The organism is Sorangium sp. So ce321 (assembly GCF_051530195.1).
Lineage (GTDB): Bacteria > Myxococcota_A > Polyangia > Polyangiales > Polyangiaceae > Sorangium.
The window spans coordinates 10,902,024-10,920,435 of sequence record NZ_CP150329.1 but is presented as its reverse complement, the minus strand read 5'-3'; the positions used below and the strand labels follow the sequence as shown (position 1 = coordinate 10,920,435).

The 18,412-nt window shown below is 75.9% G+C and carries 8 protein-coding genes; 2 read left to right on the top strand and 6 right to left on the bottom strand.

Features of this window, described 5'->3' with window-relative positions:
- Positions 1-24 precede the first annotated feature (24 nt).
- The 4 genes from WME89_RS40360 to WME89_RS40345 all read right to left on the bottom strand — a co-directional run bounded on the left by WME89_RS40360 (position 25) and on the right by WME89_RS40345 (position 2,882).
- Complete coding sequence (locus tag WME89_RS40360) at positions 25-561, bottom strand: hypothetical protein (protein ID WP_438004905.1); 537 nt, start codon at positions 559-561, stop codon at positions 25-27.
- 538 nt (positions 562-1,099) lie between these two features.
- Entirely contained in the window at positions 1,100-1,783 is a 684-nt protein-coding gene (locus WME89_RS40355) for a hypothetical protein (protein ID WP_438004904.1), read from the bottom strand.
- Between the two features lie 272 nt (positions 1,784-2,055).
- A complete protein-coding gene (locus tag WME89_RS40350) occupies positions 2,056-2,238 on the bottom strand; it encodes a hypothetical protein (protein ID WP_437501928.1) in 183 nt (60 codons plus the stop codon).
- Positions 2,239-2,552: 314 nt separating this feature from the next.
- The gene (locus tag WME89_RS40345) at positions 2,553-2,882 is read right to left on the bottom strand and encodes an RNA recognition motif domain-containing protein (protein WP_437620125.1); all 330 of its coding nucleotides are present in this window, start codon (positions 2,880-2,882) and stop codon (positions 2,553-2,555) included.
- A 1,009-nt stretch (positions 2,883-3,891) separates the two neighbouring features.
- On the opposite strand from WME89_RS40345, the gene WME89_RS40340 reads away from it, so the two are divergent.
- A complete protein-coding gene (locus WME89_RS40340; protein ID WP_438004903.1) occupies positions 3,892-16,104 on the top strand; it encodes a tetratricopeptide repeat protein in 12,213 nt (4,070 codons plus the stop codon).
- 351 nt (positions 16,105-16,455) lie between these two features.
- Positions 16,456-16,794 (top strand): HU family DNA-binding protein, encoded by a 339-nt coding sequence (locus WME89_RS40335; RefSeq protein WP_436621327.1) that lies wholly within the window; start codon positions 16,456-16,458, stop codon positions 16,792-16,794.
- A 345-nt stretch (positions 16,795-17,139) separates the two neighbouring features.
- On the opposite strand, the gene WME89_RS40330 is transcribed toward WME89_RS40335, so the two are convergent.
- Entirely contained in the window at positions 17,140-17,745 is a 606-nt protein-coding gene (locus WME89_RS40330) for a hypothetical protein (RefSeq protein ID WP_438004902.1), read from the bottom strand.
- 224 nt (positions 17,746-17,969) lie between these two features.
- A complete protein-coding gene (locus tag WME89_RS40325) occupies positions 17,970-18,251 on the bottom strand; it encodes a hypothetical protein (protein ID WP_438004901.1) in 282 nt (93 codons plus the stop codon).
- Positions 18,252-18,412: the final 161 nt, after the last annotated feature.

Below are 18,412 nucleotides of genomic sequence, written 5' to 3'. Positions count from 1 at the left end.
AGCGAGGCGCGCCGCGCGTCGCCGTCAGGGCTGGTCGGCGCCCTGGCCGTCGTCGTCGTCGCCGCCGGCCAGATCAGGGCACTTCTGCGTGATCAGGGCGCACTCCTGGACCGGCGACTCGATCGTGCTCGCGGTCGAAGCGCACGTGAGCGCCCGGAGCCTCGTGACGTGGGCGAGCAGGCAGGCCTCGTACTCGGCCACGGTCGCGGTGCAGCCCGTGCGCGCCTCGGCGGGAGGCAGACAGCTCGCCGGCGCCGCAGCGGCGTCGTCGGGCTGGGTCGCTGGCGGGTCGGCCTCGGCCATGCATTTCTCCTTCACCGTGTTGCACTCCTGTCCGACGGTGGACCACAGGATGCCGGCGAACTCACAGGTGTCCTCCTTGGAGAGCGAGAGGCTCGGCGCGAGCGATTGGCACGTGGACTCGACGTCCGCGGTCGTCAGGTCCTTGAGCTGCTTGCTGCTCACATCGGCAGGTATCGGAGCGGCCGCCACGTCCTTGCCGCCCCAGAGGACGAGCGACAGGAAGGCCGAGAGTGCCCCGAATCGAGTCAGTCGGTTCATTCGTTCTCTCCCTTGTAAGAGCGGCCGTCTCCGGCCGCCGGATGGCTCGGAGCAACCGACGTACCGTGGGCCTCGTTGTGCACGATGGGACCGCGCGCGCCCGGCGCGGCGCGGCGGGAGAGGCGTGATAGCTCATCGGTCTTCCAACCTTCCCGCCTTCCTTCACGGGCGCTATGACGAGTTCTCGTGAGCTCCACCCTGCCGATCTGTCCTCTCGCGCGCGGCGGCCGGCGCGGGCAGGATGGGCACAGGGCTGCTCGCCCTGGCGCGAGGCCGCGCTCTCACCCGGGACGGCGCTCTTGTGCTCGGACGACACGACGAGGAACCGCCAGGGACGAAAGCGGCGGCAGGCAGCCGCGCTTTCCGGGTTCTCCTGGCGTCCTCGGCGTCCTGGCGGTCTTCTTCGCCTGACCCGCTCTACCGGACGCGGCCGATCGTCATGCTGGCGTGAGCGACAGCCGGTACCGCCGGGACGAGAGCGACGGCGCCGCGCGTCGCCGCGGCGCGCGGGCCCCGGCCGGGCCGGGGCCGGTGGTCGTCAGACGAGGTCCCGCTCTCCGCCCGGATACACGAAGGAGTCGCGGGGCGAGTACCACGAGGCGCTCTTCACCACCTGGAGCGGGCTCCCGGGCCGCAGCGCGTACACCGGGTGATCCTTCGCGAGGAACTCGACGGAAATGAGCTCGTAGGGGTCGGCCATGTCCGCGATATAGGGGTAGTTGCCGGCGACGAGCCGATCCCCGAGCCTCGTCACGTAGGTGAGGTGTCCGCGCGCGACGACGCCGATCTTGTTGCCGACGTGCGCCCTGGTCCGGATGATGGGCACGCCGTCCACCGAGGTCGTGGCCACGAGCTCCTTGCCGTGCAGCTCGAGCGTCGTCGCCCCGGGCGACGCCGGCACGCCGCGCTCGGACACGTACCGGCGCACCGTGTCGGAGGAGTTGAAGTAGTGCGTGAAGAAGCGGGCCGGGCCCGCGCCGTCAGGCGTCGTGTGACCCGCGAGATCCAGCCCCAGGTACGTGAGCGAGTAAGCTCCGAAGCCGGAGGTCTGCTCCGGCCTGTCGACCACGTACTGGTTCATGTAAATGGCCCTGTTCTCGGCGGGCCTGAGCCCGTTCGGCAGGAGCGCGGCGGCGGCGTCCGGATCGGCTGGGACCCAGCTCGAGTAGAGCATCCGGCTATCGATGACCATCTGCGGCGCGGCGAGCTTCGACTCCGACATGGTGCTTTCCTTCTCCCCCCGGGAAGACGAGCACTATCACAGCTCGCGGACCGCGATCCGCAGCGGCCCGGGGAGAGGACCCCGGACTCACCTGGTCACGGAGGTGAGAGGCTGTCGTCGAATCTGCTGCTCGCTCCGCGCGCCGCGGAGAGAGGGGGAGCCAGCGCCTGTGCTGAAGCGAGGAGCCGGGCGCGAGCGTCAGGGAGGTCTGCCCCGGCAGGCATCGGCTCGCGATCCGCGCCGCGCGGAGCCGCGCGGCGCGGTGGCCGGGCTCAATCGACGGCGGGCGGCTGCGGTCCAGGGACGATGCCGGCGATATCCGGATCTTCCCCCGGCGCCTGGGCGCCGCTCGACCCCTTGTCATTGCGGCGCTCGTGGCGGTTCGCCGTCTTCTCGCGCTGCTTCTCGATACGGGCGCGCTCTTTCTGGCGTTTCAATGCGGTCTGTCGTTGCATGATGACTCCAGCTCCAGGACACCCTCGAGCGGGCGTCCCGAAATAGGCTTCTCGGTGGGATTTGTGGGCGCACGCCCGGACAGGCTGACAGGTGGTCATGGCCGTGCCGGAGCGTGTGCCCCCACTTTACACGAGCAGCCTGGTTTCTCTGGCACGTTCGACGAGGCGAGCACGCGGAGAGCGCTGCGCTCTCTACCGCGCGCTCGGCCGCCCGCCCGAGCTCGACTGGCTCGCGCGCAGGCTCGCGGGGCGGCAAAAAAAAGCGGCGGACCTCGGGGGTCCGCCGCCCTATGTCGACTGAGCGAGCAGCGCGATCAGTAACGACCGCGCCCGCCGCCACCGCCGCCGCCGCCGAAGCCGCCGCGTCCACCGCCGCCGCCGCCGCCGCCGCCGGCCGGGCGCTCCTGCGCCTCGTTGACCTTGAGCGCGCGCCCATCGAGCATCAGGCCGTTGAGCTGCGAGATCGCGCTGTTCGCATCCTGGGCCGAGCCCATCGTGACGAACGCGAACCCGCGCGGCTGGCCGGTCTCACGATCGGTCGGCATCGAGATCTCGCGGACCTCGCCGCTGCCGGCGAACGCGCTCTCGAGGGACTCGCGCGTGGTGTTGTAAGAGAGATTGCCGACGTAAAGACGATTACCCATGACACATTGCTTTCACGGCCTGCAGATGCGCTCGAGAGCGCTGTTCGCCCGCCATTCGATGAAGCCGTCGCAGATCGAACGGTGACGTGCCGCGCGGCGAATCCCGCGCAGGCACACGGTGCGTCGTCCAGTCATCCGCGCGAGCAACGCCTCCCTCGTGTAGAGGGAGAAAAAGCATCGTGTCGAGAGCCAGTGACGTCGTGAGGCAGCCAGGGTACTCCGGCATGGCGTGGTGCGCAAGGGGTACCGCGCCGGTTTCTTCGAAGGCGCTGCGCCTCGCGGAAGATCTGCGAGATGTCAGGGACAGCCGCGCCTCGCAGGAGCCGGCGCCGGGTCGCCGGCGATGAGCCCGCCGCCGTGGCCGGGCTCCAGAAGAGCTCCCTGGTACCCAGCCGGGGCCTCGTCAAGGTGCCCGGTGCGCTGCCATCGAGTCGGTGAGCTCATGATGGGAATCGCTGGCCGTGTCGAAGCAGGCTCGGGCATTGCGAACGAAGGAGTGGGACGGGCGATATCGCTTGATAGGCAATTCTACGCGACGAGGCGCGACGCGCGCGATCGAGCAGCTCCCGAGCCGCCATCGCCCCTCGCTCGGGCCGTCCTGGCGCCGGAGTAGCGAGACGGCGGCGGCGCGCCTACCCGGGCGCCCCGGAGGAGACAACGCACGACCCCAGCGCGCGCGCCTGCTCGCCGGTCGTTCGATGCCGCCTCGGCAGGGACCTGGCCCGCGGCGCGCGCGACCGAGGCAGGCGCGAAGGGCCCCCGCGGCGGCCCCTGGTCCTCCGCCCCGGCCGCTCTTTGCCGCTTTCGCCGCGCTCTAGCGCGCCGCACACCGCCGCCCCCGGCGGCGGAGCCTGCCCCGGCAGCGTCCAAGCCGCCGATCCACGAGCCCATTTGGGAAACGCTCCTGTTACCTTGGGCGGCGCTCCGCAGCGCACTGCGGGCGCAGGTTCGACGGCAGCGCCGGCACGCCGGCCTCTCGCCCCATCGCCAGCCGAGGTTCGGATCCAACATGCAGCAGGACTCGAAGAGCGCGCGCGTCTCGTTTCGTATCGAGAACCTCGAAGCCGCGCTCGAGCAGGGGATCGACAACGAAGCGGCCGCGCTCGACGTGCTCGTGGCCGCCGCGGCGAAGGGGAGCCCGCACCCCGAGCTGTGGGCGAAGCTCCACGAGGTCACCGCGCGCAACGACCGGTTCTCCGAGCTCGCGTTCGCCTACGAGCGCTTCGCCGGCGAGCGGCGGTTCGGGATGCTCCCGCAGGCCGCCCAGGCCGAGTTCCTCGTCCACGCCGCCGAGTTCCTCGCCGACTCCTTCGGCGACCCCGGCGGCGCGCGCCCCTACCTCGAGCGGGCGCTCTCCGTCCTGCCGTCGCACCAGGAGGCCTTCTTCCGGCTCGAGCGCATCCTCGTGGAGGCGAACGAGCCGCCGAAGCTCGCGGATCTCTACGCCCTCGCCGCGAACCACCGCGCCGACCGCGCCGAGCAGCTCTCCCTGCTCCGCCGCGCCTTCGAGCTCATCGAGGCCAGCGGGAAAGAAGAGGAGCGCGCGATCAAGCTGCTCCAGCAGATCCTCCGGATCGACCCCGCCGACGCCTCGGCGCGCTGGGCGCTCGAGGCCCGTTACGCCCGCGCCGGGCGCCTGCAGGACGTCGCGCGCCTGCTCGAGCAGGCGCTCACCGCGGAGCCGCCGCCGCCCGACGCGCTCGAGATCCGCGCGCGGCTCGTCGACCTCTACAGCGGGCCGCTCAAGGAGATCGAGCGGGCGCTGCCGCACGTCGAGGAGGTGCTCGCGCACGACCCGACCCACGAGGCCGCCTTCCGCGCCGGCGAGGCGCTGCTCGGGCGCAAGACCGCCCTCGTGCGCGCCGCCGCGGCGCTCGAGTCGGCCTACGCGCGGCTGGGCAAGGCCCAGGACGCGGCGCGCATGATGACGCTGCAGATCGAGAACCTGCGCGGGCCGCGCCGCGTCGAGGTGCAGAAGCGGCTCGTCGAGCTGCTCTTCCAGAAGCTCGGCGACCTCGCCGCGGCGTTCGCGCTGTCGGAGCAGATCCTGGCGGTCGATCCGTCCGACGAGGCCGTGCGCGAGCGCTTCCTCGCGCTCGCGCCGGCGCTCGACCGCCGCGTGGACGCGGCGCGCGTGCTCGTGCGCGCGTCCTCGGGCGCCAAGGACAAGCCGCTCCGGGCGCGCATCGCCGCCGAGCTCGGCGAGCTGTACGAGGGCCTCGGCGACGGGAAGCGGGCGCGCGCGGCGTTCCTGCAGGCGCTCGACGGCGAGCCCGACGGCGCGGCCGTGCGGCGCGCGGCGCGCGGGCTGGCGAAGCTCTGCGAGCGGGAGCGCGACGCGCGCGGGCTCGCCGGCGCGCTCGAGCGGCTCGTCGAGGCCGAGACGGACGCCGAGGCGCGCGAGGCCGCGGCGGAGCGGCTCGCGCGCCTCTACGAGGAGGAGCTCGGCGACACGGCGGGCGCGATCGCCGCCTACCGCAGGCTCGCGGAGGCGGGCTCCTCGCGCGAGCCGCGCGCGCTCGCCGCGCTCGAGCGGCTGTACGAGGCCACCGCCGCGCACGACGGCCTCGCGTGGGTCCTCGAGCGGCGCGCCGAGGCCGAGCCGGACCGCCGCGCGGCGCGGGAGCTCGCCTTCCGCGCCGCCGAGCTGCGCACCCGCCTCGCGGACCTGCCGGCCGCCGTCGCCGCCTGGCGCCGCTACCTCGCGGCGTTCGGGCCGTCGCGCGAGGCGCACGCGCGGCTCATCCCGCTGCTCGAGCAGGAGCGGCGCTGGGCCGAGCTCGAGTCGCTCCTCGAGGCCGAGGCCGAGCTCGCGACCGGCCAGGAGCGCGCCTCGGTGCTCGCCCGGATCGGCGCGATCCGCATGGCGCGGCTCGACGATCCGGCCGGCGCGATCGCCGCGTACCGCGGCGCGCTCGCGCTGGATCCGACCGACCGGCCGAGCCGGCTCGCGCTCGAGAAGATGCTCGGGCCGCCCCCGGGCAGCGGCGCCGGCGGCAGCGGGGTGGAGTCGTCCCCGTCGCGGCAGAGCGCCCACCTCCACCTGACCGACGACCAGCGGCTCGCGGCCTGCGCGGTGCTGGAGCCGATCGCTCGCAAGGAGGGGGCCGCCCCGCTGCTCGTGCGCGTGCTCGAGACCCGGGCGGAGATCGCGCCCGTCGTGTGGACCCCCGGCGCGGCCGCGCCGGCGCCGGCCGACGTCTCGGGCAGGCTCGCGGCGCTCGAGGAGGCGGTGGGCATCGCCGAGCGCGAGCTCAGGGATCCGAAGCGGGCGCTCGACCTGGCGGCGCGCGCGCTGACGCTCGCGACGGCGTCCGCGCCGGAGCGGCTCGCCCGGTGGGTCGCCGAGGTCGAGCGGCTGACCGAGCACGGCAGCGAGTCAGCGCGCCGGGCGCCGGCGCTCGCCGGGGCGCTCGGCGACCGCGCGGTGGACGGCCCGGCGCTGTCGCACCTCGCGCGGCGGGCGGGCGAGGCGCTGCTCGCGAGCGGCGACGTCACGCACGCGCTCGTCCTCTACCGGCGGGCGCTCGCCTTCGAGCCCTCGTCCCCCGAGCTCATCGCGCGGGTGGACGCGCTCCTGCGCGAGCAGGGCAGCCCCGAGGAGCGGCTCGCGCTCTACCGCGAGGCCCTCGCGCAGCCGTGCCCGCCGGCGCGGCGGCGCGAGCTGCTGCACGCGATCGGCACGATCCAGCGCCGCGATCTCGGCGACCTCTCCGGGGCGGCGGCGACGTACCGCGCGGCCATCGAGGACGACCCGGGCGACGACGCGGCGTACGAGGCGCTGCTCGAGACGTACGCGGCGGGCGGCGCGTGGGACGCGCTCTACGGCGCGCTCGCCGAGCGGCTCCCGGGCGTCGCGCCCGAGGAGCGCGTGGCGCACGAGCTGCGCATGGCCGAGGCGGCGGCCCGGGGCGGGAAGATCCCGGGCGCGGTCGCGCACTACCGCGAGATCCTCTCGGGCGGCGCGGCGCTCTCCGACGCGGCGCTCTCCGCGATGGAGGCGCTCGCGCTCTCCGCCGGCGAGGCGCAGCTGCTCCGCGACGTGCTCGAGCGGCGCGTCGCCGCCTCGGGCGATCCGCAGGACGAGGCGCTCTGGCTGGAGCGGCTCGGCGACCTGGCGGCGTTCGGGATCGGCGCCGCGGACGCTGCGGGCGTTGCGGGCGCTGCGGACGCCGCGGGCACTGCGGACGCCGCGGGCGCTGCGAACGCCGCCGGCCCCGCGGGAGACGCGGGCGCCCCCGCGGCGCGCGTCACCCCGGCGCCGGGCGACCTCGAGGCCGCGGTGGCGGCATGGCTGCGCGCCGCCGCGCTCGCCGAGGGGCCGCTCGCGGATCCGGAGCGGGCGCAGAAGCTCTACGAGCGCGTGCTCTCCGTCTCGCCGCAGCACCGCGACGCCGCCGGCCGCCTCGCGTCGCTCTACCGCGGGCAGGGCGCCTGGGATCGGCTCGCCGCCGTCGGCGAGGTCCTGCTCGACACGGCGCCGACCGGCGATGAGGCGCTCTCCGCGCTCGCGGCCCTCGAGGACGCCGCGATCCGCGCGCGCGCGACGTCCCGCTTCGTCGACGCCGCGCTCAAGCTGCGCGACCGCCTGTCGGCCGAGGGGGAGGGGAGCGCGCCCGCCGGCAAGTCGGCGGCGCGGGGCCGCGCGATCGACGCCGCGCTCGCGCGCGTGCTCGCCGCGGATCCCGACCGGCAGGACGACGCCGCGTCCGTCTACCGGCGCCTGCTCGCGCCGCCGGCGGGCGGCGACGCCGCGCCGGGCGCGCTCGACCCTGCCGCGCTGGAGGCGTTCCGCGCGTTCCTCGCGCAGAGCCCGGACACGCTGGCGCGCCGCGTGGACCGGCGCTGGCTCTTCACTCTCTTGACGGACCGCACGGGCGAGGGCGAGCGCCTCCGGGCGCTCGCCGCGTGGGCCGCCTGGGAGGAGGAGATCGGCGACCGCGCGGCGGCCGCGGCGCTCTACGGCCGGCTGATCGAGGCGGATCCCGAGAACGACGACGCGCTCGCGGCGCGGGCGCGCCTCCTCTCCGACCTCGGCGATCACGAGGGCGCGGCCGAGGTGCTCGCGATGCGCCGCGACCGCAGCGAGGGCAGCGCGCGCGTGGCGCTCGACGTCGAGCTCGCGACGCTCCTGCTCGACCGGCTGGATCGGCCGGCCGACGCGCTCGACGCGATCGCGCCGGCGATCGAGGCCGGCACGATCGAGCCCGCGGTGCTCGAGGTCGCCGAGCGCGCGCTCCGGCGTCCCGAGACGCAGGCGCGCGCCGCGCTGCTGCTCGAGCGGGCGTGCGACGCGCTCGACGATTCCAGCGCGCGCGCGGCCCTGCTCGAGACGCTCCTCGCGAGCTCGCCCGCGCCGCGCCCGCGCGCCGACGCGGCGCCTGGCGCCGCCGGCGGCGCGCTGGGCGGCCTCGCGTCCGCGCAGGGCGCCGCCGTCCGCCGCGGCTGGTTCGAGCGCCTGCTCGAGCACCACGAGCACGACGCCGAGCGCGGCCTCGAGGTCGCGCTGCGCGCCGTCTCCGAGCTGCCGGGCGAGCTCGCCCTCTGGGATCGGCTCGATGACCTCGGGCGCCGGGCGAAGCAGCCCGAGCGCGTCGCCGCCGCGTACGCCGCGGCGCTCGACGACGCGGGCGCGGCGCTCGCGCCCGACGTCATCGAGGAGATCGGCCGTCGCGGCGTCGAGCACCACGAGGAGTGGTTCGACGCGCCGGAGGCCGCCCTCGCGCTCCTCCGCCGGCTGGTGGAGCTCGTGCCGGGCTCGCTCTGGGGCTTCGAGCGGCTGAAGCTCGCCTACAACGCGGCCGAGCGCTGGGAGGACCTCTTTGCGCTCTACGACGCGATGCTCGAGCGCACCTCGGCGACCGACGAGCGCATCTTCCTGCTCGAGGACGCCGCGGCCGTCGCGCGCGACCTCGCCGGCGACGGCGAGCGCACGATGCGCTACCTCGAGCAGCTCCTGCCGCTCCAGGACGACGCGCGCACCCGCGCCGCGCTCGAGCGGCTCTACGAGCGCCACGGCAGGCACCGCCCGCTCATCGATCTGCTGACGGTCGAGCTGCCGAGGCTCGCCGGCGACGCCGCGGAGCGGCTGCGCGAGCGGATCGCGCTGCTCTGGATCGAGGGGGTGGGCGAAGCCCCGTCGGCGCTCCCGGTGATCGAGCAGCTGCTCGACGCGCACCCGAGGTCCAGCGCCGCCTTCGCGCTGCTCGAGCGGGTCCTCGCGGCGATCCCGCCCGCGCAGGCGCCCGCCGGCGAGGCCGGCGCTCGCGCGACGTCGCGCGCGGCGCGGCAGCGATCGGCCGTCCTGCTCGCGAGGCACTACCGCGAGGTGGAGCGGCCGGAGGACCTCGTGCGCGTGCTCGAGATCCAGCTCGAGGGCGCCGACGTCGACGACCGCCCGGCGCTGCTGCGCGAGATCGTGCGGCTCCGCCGCGACGCCCTCGGCGACGAGCCGGGCGCGTTCGCGCGGCTCGCGGAGCTCGTCGAGATCAGGCCGTCGGAGCCCAGCGATCGCGTCGAGCTCGCCGAGCTCGCCGAGCGCCTCGGCCGGCACGACCGCCTGGCCGAGGTCCTCGCCGCGGCCGAGCCGCGCGCCGCCGACGCGCAGCAGGCGCTCGCGCTCGTGCGCGACGCCGCGCTCCTCCGCCGCGACCGGCTCGGCGACCCCGAGGGGGCGATCGCGCTCTTCCGCCGGCTCTTCTCGCTCGCCGAGCGCCACGGCGACGCCGCGGCCGCGCGGGGCGCGGCCCGCGCGCTCGACCGGCTCTTCGCCGAGGGAGACCGCGTCGCCGAGCGGTGCGACGTGCTCGACATGCTCGCCGCGCTCGAGGAGGACCCGGCGGCGCGGCGCGCGGCCCTCGGCGAGCTCGCGCGGCTCGCGTCGGCGCGGCTCCACGACGAGGCGCGGGCGATCGCGGCGTACTCCGCGCGCCTCGCCGACGACCGGCAGGACCTCGAGGCGCTCGACGGGCTCGCGGCCATCCTCGAGGAGGGCGGGCGCTACCGGGAGCTCACGGCCGTGCTGGAGCGCCGCGCGGCCGTGCGCGGCGGCGCGGGCGCCCGGCGCGATCTCGCGCGCGTGGCGCGCCTGTTCGAGCGCGAGCTCGGCGACGTCGAGCAGGCCATCGCCACCTGGCGCCGCGTCCGCGAGGAGCTCTCGCCCGACCCCGAGAGCGGCGACGCGCTGGCCGCGCTCTACACGCGCACCGAGCGCTGGGACGACCTCGTCGCGCTGCTCGAGGCGGAGGCCGCTGCGGCTGGCGCGCTCCCGGGCGCGGCGGCGGCGGCGCGCAGCGCGGAGCTCTTCCGTCGCCTCGGCGACACGCACCGCGATCGCACGCTCGCGTGGGAGCGCGCCGTCCAGGGCTACCGCGGCGCGCACGAGGCGGAGCGGGCGGCCCTCGCCGCGCTCGGCGACGGCGACGAACGCGGCGAGGGGACCGCTTCCTCCGCGCGCGCGGGCCTCGAGGAGCTGCTCCGCCGCGTCGATCCGGCGTCGGCGGAGCACCGCGGCGCGCTGGTCGCCGCCGTGGGCGCGCTGCTCGAGATCTGCGCCGCCGCCGACGACTGGCGCGGCCAGGTCGCGCTGCTCGAGCCGCGGCTCGCCGCGGCCGAGGCGGACGCCGAGCGCGTCGCCATCCTGAAGGCCTCCGCCGCGCTGCTCGAGGAGCGCGGCGGCGACCGGGAGGGCGCCTTCGAGCTCGCCTTCCGCGCGTTCCTCCTCTCGCCCGGCGCCGAGCCGCCCGAGGGCCTGCTGCGGCTCACCGATCTCGCCGCCCGCTGGCACACGATCGCCGACGCGCTCCCCGAGCTCGAGCGCCGCGGCGACGTCCCCGCCGCCACGCTCCGCGACCTCACCTTCCGCGTCGGCCGCTGGCACCGCGACGCGCGCGCCGACCAGGAAGCCGCCGAGCGCGCCTTCGAGCAGGCGCTCCTCCACGACCCCGCGAACAGCGCGATCCTGCTCGACCTCGCGGAGCTCCTGCGGCACCGGCGCGGGCCCTCGCTCGTCCCGACCCTGCTCCGGCTCGCGGCGGCGACCGGGCACGACCTCGCCCTCTACCGCGAGGCCGTCGAGACGGCGCGCGACGTCGCGGGCGACGCGGCCCGGGCCCGCGAGATCGCCGCGGAGCTCCTCGAGATCGCCGTGCGGCGCCTCGGCGACGACGGCGCAGAGCCCTCGAGCCCCGGCGCGTGGCCCCCCGCGCGCGCCGCCCTGTGGGCGATCGACGCGCTCATCGGCATGCTCGCGGACGCGGGCCAGAGGCCGCAGATCGTCGCGCTCTGCCGCCGCGGCGCCGCGCTCCCGCTCGCGTCGAGCGAGCAGCGCCGGCTCCTCCGCGTCGCGGCCGAGGCGGCGGAGCCCGAGGAGGCGATCGCCCTCTACAGCGGGCTCTTCGACGAGGATCCGGCGGACGAGCCGGTCGGCGAGAGCCTCGCGGCGCTGCTCCGGAGGGCCTCTCGGCGCGACGAGCTCGTGCGCCTGCGCGAGCGGCAGATCGAGGTCTCGGGCGACGTCGAGCGCCGCGTCGCGCTCCGGTACGACGCCGCCGACCTCCTCTCGGAGACCCCGCGCACGACCGAGGCGATCGCGCTGCTCCGCCAGAACCTCGCGGAGAGCCCCGGCCACGGCCCGTCGATCGACAGGCTCGCCGCGCTGCTCGAGGCGGGCGGCCTGCACCGCGAGCTCATGCTGCTGCGCGAGGAGCAGGCGACCGCGCGCGAGGCGTCCGGCGGCGGCCTGGCGGCCGCCGAGCTCTGGCTCGAGGCGGCTTCGCTCGCCGAGCACGAGCTCAACGAGCCCGAGCGCGCGATCGCGAGCTACCGCCGCGCCGCGGAGATCGGCTCCGCCGAGGCGCTCGACGCCCTCGCCCGGCTGCTCGCGCGCCGCGGCGAGCACGCGGCGGCCGCCGAGGCGCTCGAGCGGCTCTGCGCCGGCGCGCCGGCCGACGAGCTGCACCAGGCCGCGCTCCGCCTCGCCGACGCGTACCTCGCCGCCGGCGAGCCTGACCGCGCCCGCGCCGCCCTCGAGCGGGCGCTGCCCCGCGCCGCGCAGCCCGCGCCGCTCCGCGAGCGGCTCGCGTACCTCTACCGCGCGTCGGGCGCGTGGGGCGCGCTGGCCGAGCTCATCGCGGGCGACGCCGCGCGCGCGGACGACGCGCCGGCGCGGCTCTCGCTCCTCCGCGAGGCCGCGGACCTCTACCTCGCGCGCGGCGGCTCGCCCGCCGCCGCGGTCCCGCTGTTCGACGAGGCCATCCTCCTCGCCCCGGACGACCTCTCGCTGCGCCTCGCGCGGAGCCGCGCCCTCTCCGCCGCGGGCAGGACCGACGACGCGACCGCGTCCCTGCGCGGGATCATCGCCGACTTCGGCAGCCGCCGCCCCAAGGAGCGCGCGCTCGTCCACCACGAGCTCGCCCGCGTCGCCCTCGCCACGGGCGATCGCGCCCGCGCGATGGCGGAGTTCGACCTCGCGCTGCGCATCGATCCCGCTCACCCCGACGCGCTCCACGGCCTCGCCGGCCTCGCGCTCGAGGACGGCCAGCTCGAGCGCGCGCACCGCGCTTACCGCGCGCTGCTGCTGGTCGCGCGCCGGCCCCACGAGGGCGAGGGGCTCGGCGGCGGCCGTCGCAGCACCATGCCGCCGACGCGCTCCAGCGTGGGCCGCCCGGCGGCGGTCTCGTTCAGCCGGGCCGAGGTCCTCCTCGCGCTCGGCGAGATCGCGCGGCTGCAGGAGGCGCCCGACCGCGAGGCCGAGTACGTCGAGTCTGCGTTCGAGGCGGCGCGCGAGAGCGAGGCCGAGCACGAGAAGCTCCTCGCCGCGCTGCGCGCCCGTGGGCGCCACGACCTGCTCGCCCGCGCGCTCGAGGCGAGGCTCGCCGGCCCCGCGCTCGAGCCCGCCGAGGACGCCGCCGCGGCGCTCGGCGAGCTCGCGTCGCTCTACGAAGGGCCGCTCGACCGCCCCGAGCCCGCGCTGACGGCGCGCCTGCGCGCCCTCGACCTCACCCCGGGCGCGGGCCCTGCCCACGACGCCGCCCTCGATCTCGCGCGCCGCCTCAGCCAGACGCCCCGGTACCTCGAGCTCCTCGAGCGGCTCGTCGGCCGGGCGGCCGGCGAGCCGTACGAGGTAGCGCTCCTGCTCCGCTTCGGCCGCGCCCTCGAGCTCGAGCCGGGCGACCACGAGCGCGCCGCGGCCGTCTACCGCCGCGCCGAGGCGAGGATCGCTGCCGGCGCGCCCTCGGCGGGGCGCGACGCGGGCGCCGACGTCGAGCAGCTGTGGCGCTCGCTGGAGGTCCTCTACGAGCGCCTCGGCGACCGCCCGGCGCAGGCCGACGTCCTCCGCAAGCGCGTCGCCCTCGCCGACGCCACGCGCGCCGACGACGCCGCGGCCCGCGTCGAGCGCGCCGATCCGCGCTACCGCCTGGCCACGCTGCTCGCGGCCGATGCGGCGGAGGTCGACCAGGCGATCTCGCTCGTCGAAGAGGCGCTCGAGCTCCACGCCGATCCGGACCGGGCCGAGGCGATCTTGCGCGACGCGCTCCGCACCGACGCGAGGAACCCGCGCGCGATCCGCCTCTTCGAGCGCCTCGCCCGGCAGAGCGGCCGCCCGCGCGCCCTCGTGGACGCGCTCTTGCTCCTCGCGGAGGTCGAGGGCCCCGGGGTGCTCGAGGAGGCGGTCCGCACGGCCCGCGCGCTCGGCGACCGGGACCAGGCGGAGACGATCCTGCAGCGCATCGTCGGCTCGGCCGCGCCGCCCTCGTCCGACCCGCCCGGCGCCGCGTGGGCGATCGTCGCGCTCGCCGAGCTCCGCGAGGAGGCCGGCGACCTCGCGGCGGCCGCGTGGCTGTCGGAGCGCGCCGCGCGCGCCTCGGCGCCCGAGGAAGAGCGCGCGCTGCTCCTGCACGCCGCGGCCCTCGCCGCCGGTCCGCTCGACGACGTCCAGCGCGCCGCGCGGCTCTACGAGGAGCTCCGCGCCCGCGAGCCCGCCGAGCGCGAGATCTGGATGCCCCTCGCCGGCGTGTACCGGCGGAGCGGCGACGCCGCGCGCCTCTCCGCGCTGCTCGAGGAGACGGTCCCCCTCGTCGACGACATGTCCGAGCGCTGCGCGCTGCGCCTCGAGCGCGCGCGCCTCCTCGCGCAGGAGTCGCCGGCGCAGGCGGCGCTCCTGCTCCGCGACATCCTCGACGAGGATCCGGCGCAGGTGGAGGCCGCCATCCTCCTCGCCACGATGCTCGAGGAGGCCGGCCGCACCGAGGAGCTCGGCGAGCTCTTCGCGCTCCAGCTCGACGCCGCGAAGGATCGCGGCGACATCGCCTCGATCGCGTCGATCTCGATGCGCCTCGGCGCGCTCCTGGAGCAGCGGGGCGACGACCGCGGCGCGCGCGACGTCTATCTCGGGGCCGTGGACTGGGACGCCTCGAACCGCGACGTCCTGCGCGCCCTCGTGCGCCTCGGCCGCAAGCGCGACAACGCGGACGACCTCATCGACGCGCTCGAGAAGCTCCTGCGCGTCGAGCAGGGCGGCGAGGCGGCGCAGCTCGCCCTGGAGCTCTCCGAGCTGCACGCAGCGCGCGGCGACGACGCCGCCGTCGAGGCCGCCCTCAGGGCCGGCTACGCCGTCTGCCCCACGAGCGATCGGCTCCGCGAGGAGCTCGCGTCGCGCTACGCGGCCCGCGAGGCCTGGCACGCGCTCGCCGAGCTGCACGTGCTCACGGCGCAGGTGGCCGGCGGCGAGGAGGAGCGCGTCGAGTCGCTCTGCCGGGCCGCCGAGATCCTCCGCGACCGCGCGGGCGACGCCGCGGCCGCGGCCGAGCTCCTCGAGCGCGCCCTCCGCATCGCGCCCGGCGACCGCGACGTCCTGCTCGCGCTGATCGACGCGTGCAGCGCGGTGGGCGAGCACGCCCGCGCGGCCCGCGCGCTCACGGCGACGCTCGAGGCGAGCCCGGACGACCCGTGGCTCTACCGCGCGCGGGCCGAGGTCCACGGGGCGCTCGGGCAGGGCGATCGCGCGCTCGCCGATCTCGAGCGCGCCTACGCGCTCGGCGGCGCCGAGTACGCGCGTGAGCTCGTCGCCGGGCTCGAGCAGGCGCTTGAGCGGGCGTCCGCGGCGTCCCCGGCGTCCGCGGCGTCGGCGCGGCCCGCGGAGGTCGAGGCCGCGTCCGCCGAGGCCGCGGTTGATGGGGCCGGGCCCGTCTCGCCGCACGCGCTCCGGCTGCGCCTCGCCGAGATCCTCGCGCGCTCGGGCGATCTCGAGCGCGCGCGCGCCCACCTCGGCGACCTGCTCCACGCCGACTCCAAGGATCGCGCCGCGCTCAAGGCGCTCGCCGGCCTCGAGGAGTCCGCCGAGCGGTGGGACGCCGCGAGCGCGGTCTACCGCAGGCTCATCGCCCTCGAGGAGGGCGACGCCCTCGTCGCCACCGCGCTCCGCCTGGCCGGCGCCTGCTCGCGCGCGGGTCACCTGGGCGACGCCCGCGGCGGCCTCGAGCGCGCGCTCCGCGCCGCGCCGGGCAACGCCGCGATCCGCGACCGCCTGCGCGCGCTCTACGCCGAGATCGGCGCGAGCCGCGAGCTCGCCGCCATCACGCTCGAGGACGCCGCGGCCGCGTCCGACGTGGCCGGTCGCTTCGCGCTCCTCGTCTCGGCCGGCCGTCTGCTCCTCGATGTAGGCGACGCGGCGCAGGCGGCCCCGGTGCTCCGGGAGGCGCGCTCCCTCCGCCCGCAGGATCACGAGGTCGCGCTCCTGCTCGTTGACGCGCTGACGGCCGCGGGCAGCCCCAAGGAGGCGCGCGCTGTCACTGCGGAGCTCATCGCCGCCAACAAGGGTCGTCGCTCGCGGCTCCTCGGCGCCGTCTACCACCGCCTCGCGCGGATCGAGGAAGCCGAGGGGAATGCGCGCGAGTCGCTCACTGCGCTCTCGAGGGCGCTCGAGAACGACCCTCAGAACGGCGAGCTCGCCATGGAGCTTGGCGAGGCCGCGCTCGGGCTGGGGGAGCAGGACATCGCCGCGCGGGCTTACCGCGCGGTCACCCTGATGAAGATTGCCCCCGAGCCCGCCGAGGGCGGCACCACCCTGGCCGCGCGGGCGCTCGCCTATTACCACCTCGGGGCGATGGCGCTCGCCGCCGGCGACCGCCGCAAAGCGCGCCTGATGCTCGACAAGTCCGTCTCCGAGGACGCCTCCCTCGAGGCGGCCCGGGCGCTCCTCGACGAGCTGCGCGCCGGCTAAACCCCCCTCCCGCGCCTCTCCTCAGGTATGCCCGGGTCGCGGCGACGCCCCTCGCGGCCGCCCCAGGCGGCGCGCCGACGCGCGGAACCGCGCGATTCCAGCCGCTTTTCCGCGTGTTCTTGGCGCCTCTCTGCCCCATCGACGCGCCGTTCCGGCGGTCCTCCGAGCGGCTCGTTCCCCCTCTGGCGCACCGCTCCGAGCGGCCTTTCAGGGGTCCGCGCGATGCCCGTTCTCAGAAATAGCGATTTCTCCCCGCATTTTTGTCTTTTTTTGTCCTGTGTCGTGTGTAAGGTTCGCTAAGGCTGTGCGCGGCGAGGTGTCGCGCGCGAGCTCATGTCCCAGGAGAGTGCCATGGCAACCAAGAAGACGGCCGGGGGCGGCGCGAAGAAGACGTTGAGCAAGAGCGGCCTGATCCAGGCCATCACCGAAGCTGCCGGTGATGAGCTGAGCCGCAAGCAGGTGAAGAACGTTCTCGAGTCCCTCATCACGATCGGTCATCGTGAGCTGAAGAAGTCGGGCGCGTTCACGCTCCCCGGCTTCGCGAAGTTCCGGGTGGTCAAGCGCCCTGCAACGAAGGCGCGCCAGGGGATCAACCCGTTTACCAAGCAGCCGATGACCTTCGCCGCGAAGCCGGCGAGCAAGTCGGTCCGCGCTCGGCCGATCAAGGCCATCAAGGACGCGCTCCTCTAGGCTCAAGGATCTCTCATCGGAGCGCAGGGCGGCCACGGCGACGTGGCCGTTCTTGCTCCATGCCCCCTGCTCCGGTGCGAGCGCCGGGGGCCGTCGCTCTCCGCCGCGCGTCCTCGCTGGCCTCCTGGCCCGCTCGACCCGGCAGGTCCCCGCGACGGACGGTCGACCCAGAGGCGGTAGACCCCCCCAGAGGCGGTAGATCCCCCCAGAGGCGGTAGACCCCCCCAGAGGCGGTAGACCCCCACCGGAGACGTCAGGCCCGCCGAGCCCCCTCTCCGGCGGGCCGGGCAGCTCGGAATACCTCGCCTGCCGCCAGTCGGTGCGCCCGCCTCCCGCGCTACCGCGTCACTTCTTGCGGCTGTAGGCCTGCGCCGCCACCGGCCCCGACCCGGTGCGCGCCTTGACAACGAGCTTGGCCGTCGCCGGGAGCGGGAAAGGCCACTGGTAGCAGCTCTGCTTGGCTCCGATGGCCGCAGTCGGCCCGGTATCCGAGTCGACAGCGAGCACCGGTTTCAGGTTGAACGCGGCGAGCCCCGGCTGCCCTCCCGCGTTGAGGTCGATCTCCAGCTGCAGGTCGACCTCGGTGACCGTGGGGAGCGCTTGCGCCAGGAACGTGTAGCAATTGCCCGGCTGGAGCATGAAGGTCTGCCCCGAGGCCGTCTGCCCCTCGGGCACCACGTTGCACACCGGCGCCCCTTCCGCCTGCATCCTCGGCGCCTCGGCCGAGGCGCGGCCCTGGAACATGGTGGTCATCGCGAGCGACTGGACTCCATCGCAGGGGGACGTCGTGGGCACCGCCACCGGGGGCAGGCCGGCGTCCGGGGCCGGGACGGACGCTGTCGGCTGCGGGGGCGGCAGCGTCCCTGCGTCCGGGGCATCGTCCGCGAACTCCGACTCCTTGCTGCCGCCGCCGCAGCCCAGCGCTGCCGCCGAGAGAGCCAAGAGCACCACTGAACCCAACGACCTACCCGTCACCGTCATCTGCGGCCTCCTCGCGCACAGCCCTGCCGCACGCCGCGGCTCCTCGTTCGGAAAGCTGTGCTCGCGGGCGCTCATACACCCGACGGAGGCCGGGAGCTATGCGCGAGGCGCTTTGCGCGGGCGGGCCAGCGCGGGCGTCGCCACGGTCGTACCGCTCCGCCGCGGTGCCGGGCGCCGCTCCGCCGCGGGGTCGCTCAGCCGCTGGCCCCGCCCACGAGCTCGCGCAGGACGCACATGCGCGCGATCAGCAGCGCCTCGGGCCGGATCGCACGGTCGAGGTACGCGGCCGAGTTCGCCTCCGTCAGCGACTCGCGCAGCATCCCCTGCTCCAGGAAGGCGACGGCGCGCCCGAGGTGCAGCCGCGCCCTGTCGGTCGCGAGCCCCATGCCGGCGCTCGCCAGCATCTCTCGTTCCAGGAACCACCGCGCAAACTCTCCGGGATGATCGAACTTCGCACGGGAGCCGTGGTCGGTCATGCCGTAGGCTACCTCACTTTTCCCCGTCGGCCAGCCGAGCCTGACCGTCAAAACCCGGGAAATCGTGGCAGGAGCAGCATCAATCCGTCGGGCGGGTGCGATGAAAGCGGGGGCGTGACCCGTCCAAAACGACATCCGGCGGACGGCCCTCGGAGCTCGGT

Bases quoted from the DNA above. Each gene is read 5' to 3' on its own strand.
- WME89_RS40350 (WP_437501928.1), bottom strand. From the start codon at position 2,238: ATGCAACGACAGACCGCATTGAAACGCCAGAAAGAGCGCGCCCGTATC.
- WME89_RS40335 (WP_436621327.1), top strand. From the start codon at position 16,456: ATGGCAACCAAGAAGACGGCCGGGGGCGGCGCGAAGAAGACGTTGAGC.
- WME89_RS40345 (WP_437620125.1), bottom strand. From the start codon at position 2,882: ATGGGTAATCGTCTTTACGTCGGCAATCTCTCTTACAACACCACGCGC.
- WME89_RS40360 (WP_438004905.1), bottom strand. From the start codon at position 561: ATGAACCGACTGACTCGATTCGGGGCACTCTCGGCCTTCCTGTCGCTC.
- WME89_RS40325 (WP_438004901.1), bottom strand. From the start codon at position 18,251: ATGACCGACCACGGCTCCCGTGCGAAGTTCGATCATCCCGGAGAGTTT.
- WME89_RS40340 (WP_438004903.1), top strand. From the start codon at position 3,892: ATGCAGCAGGACTCGAAGAGCGCGCGCGTCTCGTTTCGTATCGAGAAC.
- WME89_RS40355 (WP_438004904.1), bottom strand. From the start codon at position 1,783: ATGTCGGAGTCGAAGCTCGCCGCGCCGCAGATGGTCATCGATAGCCGG.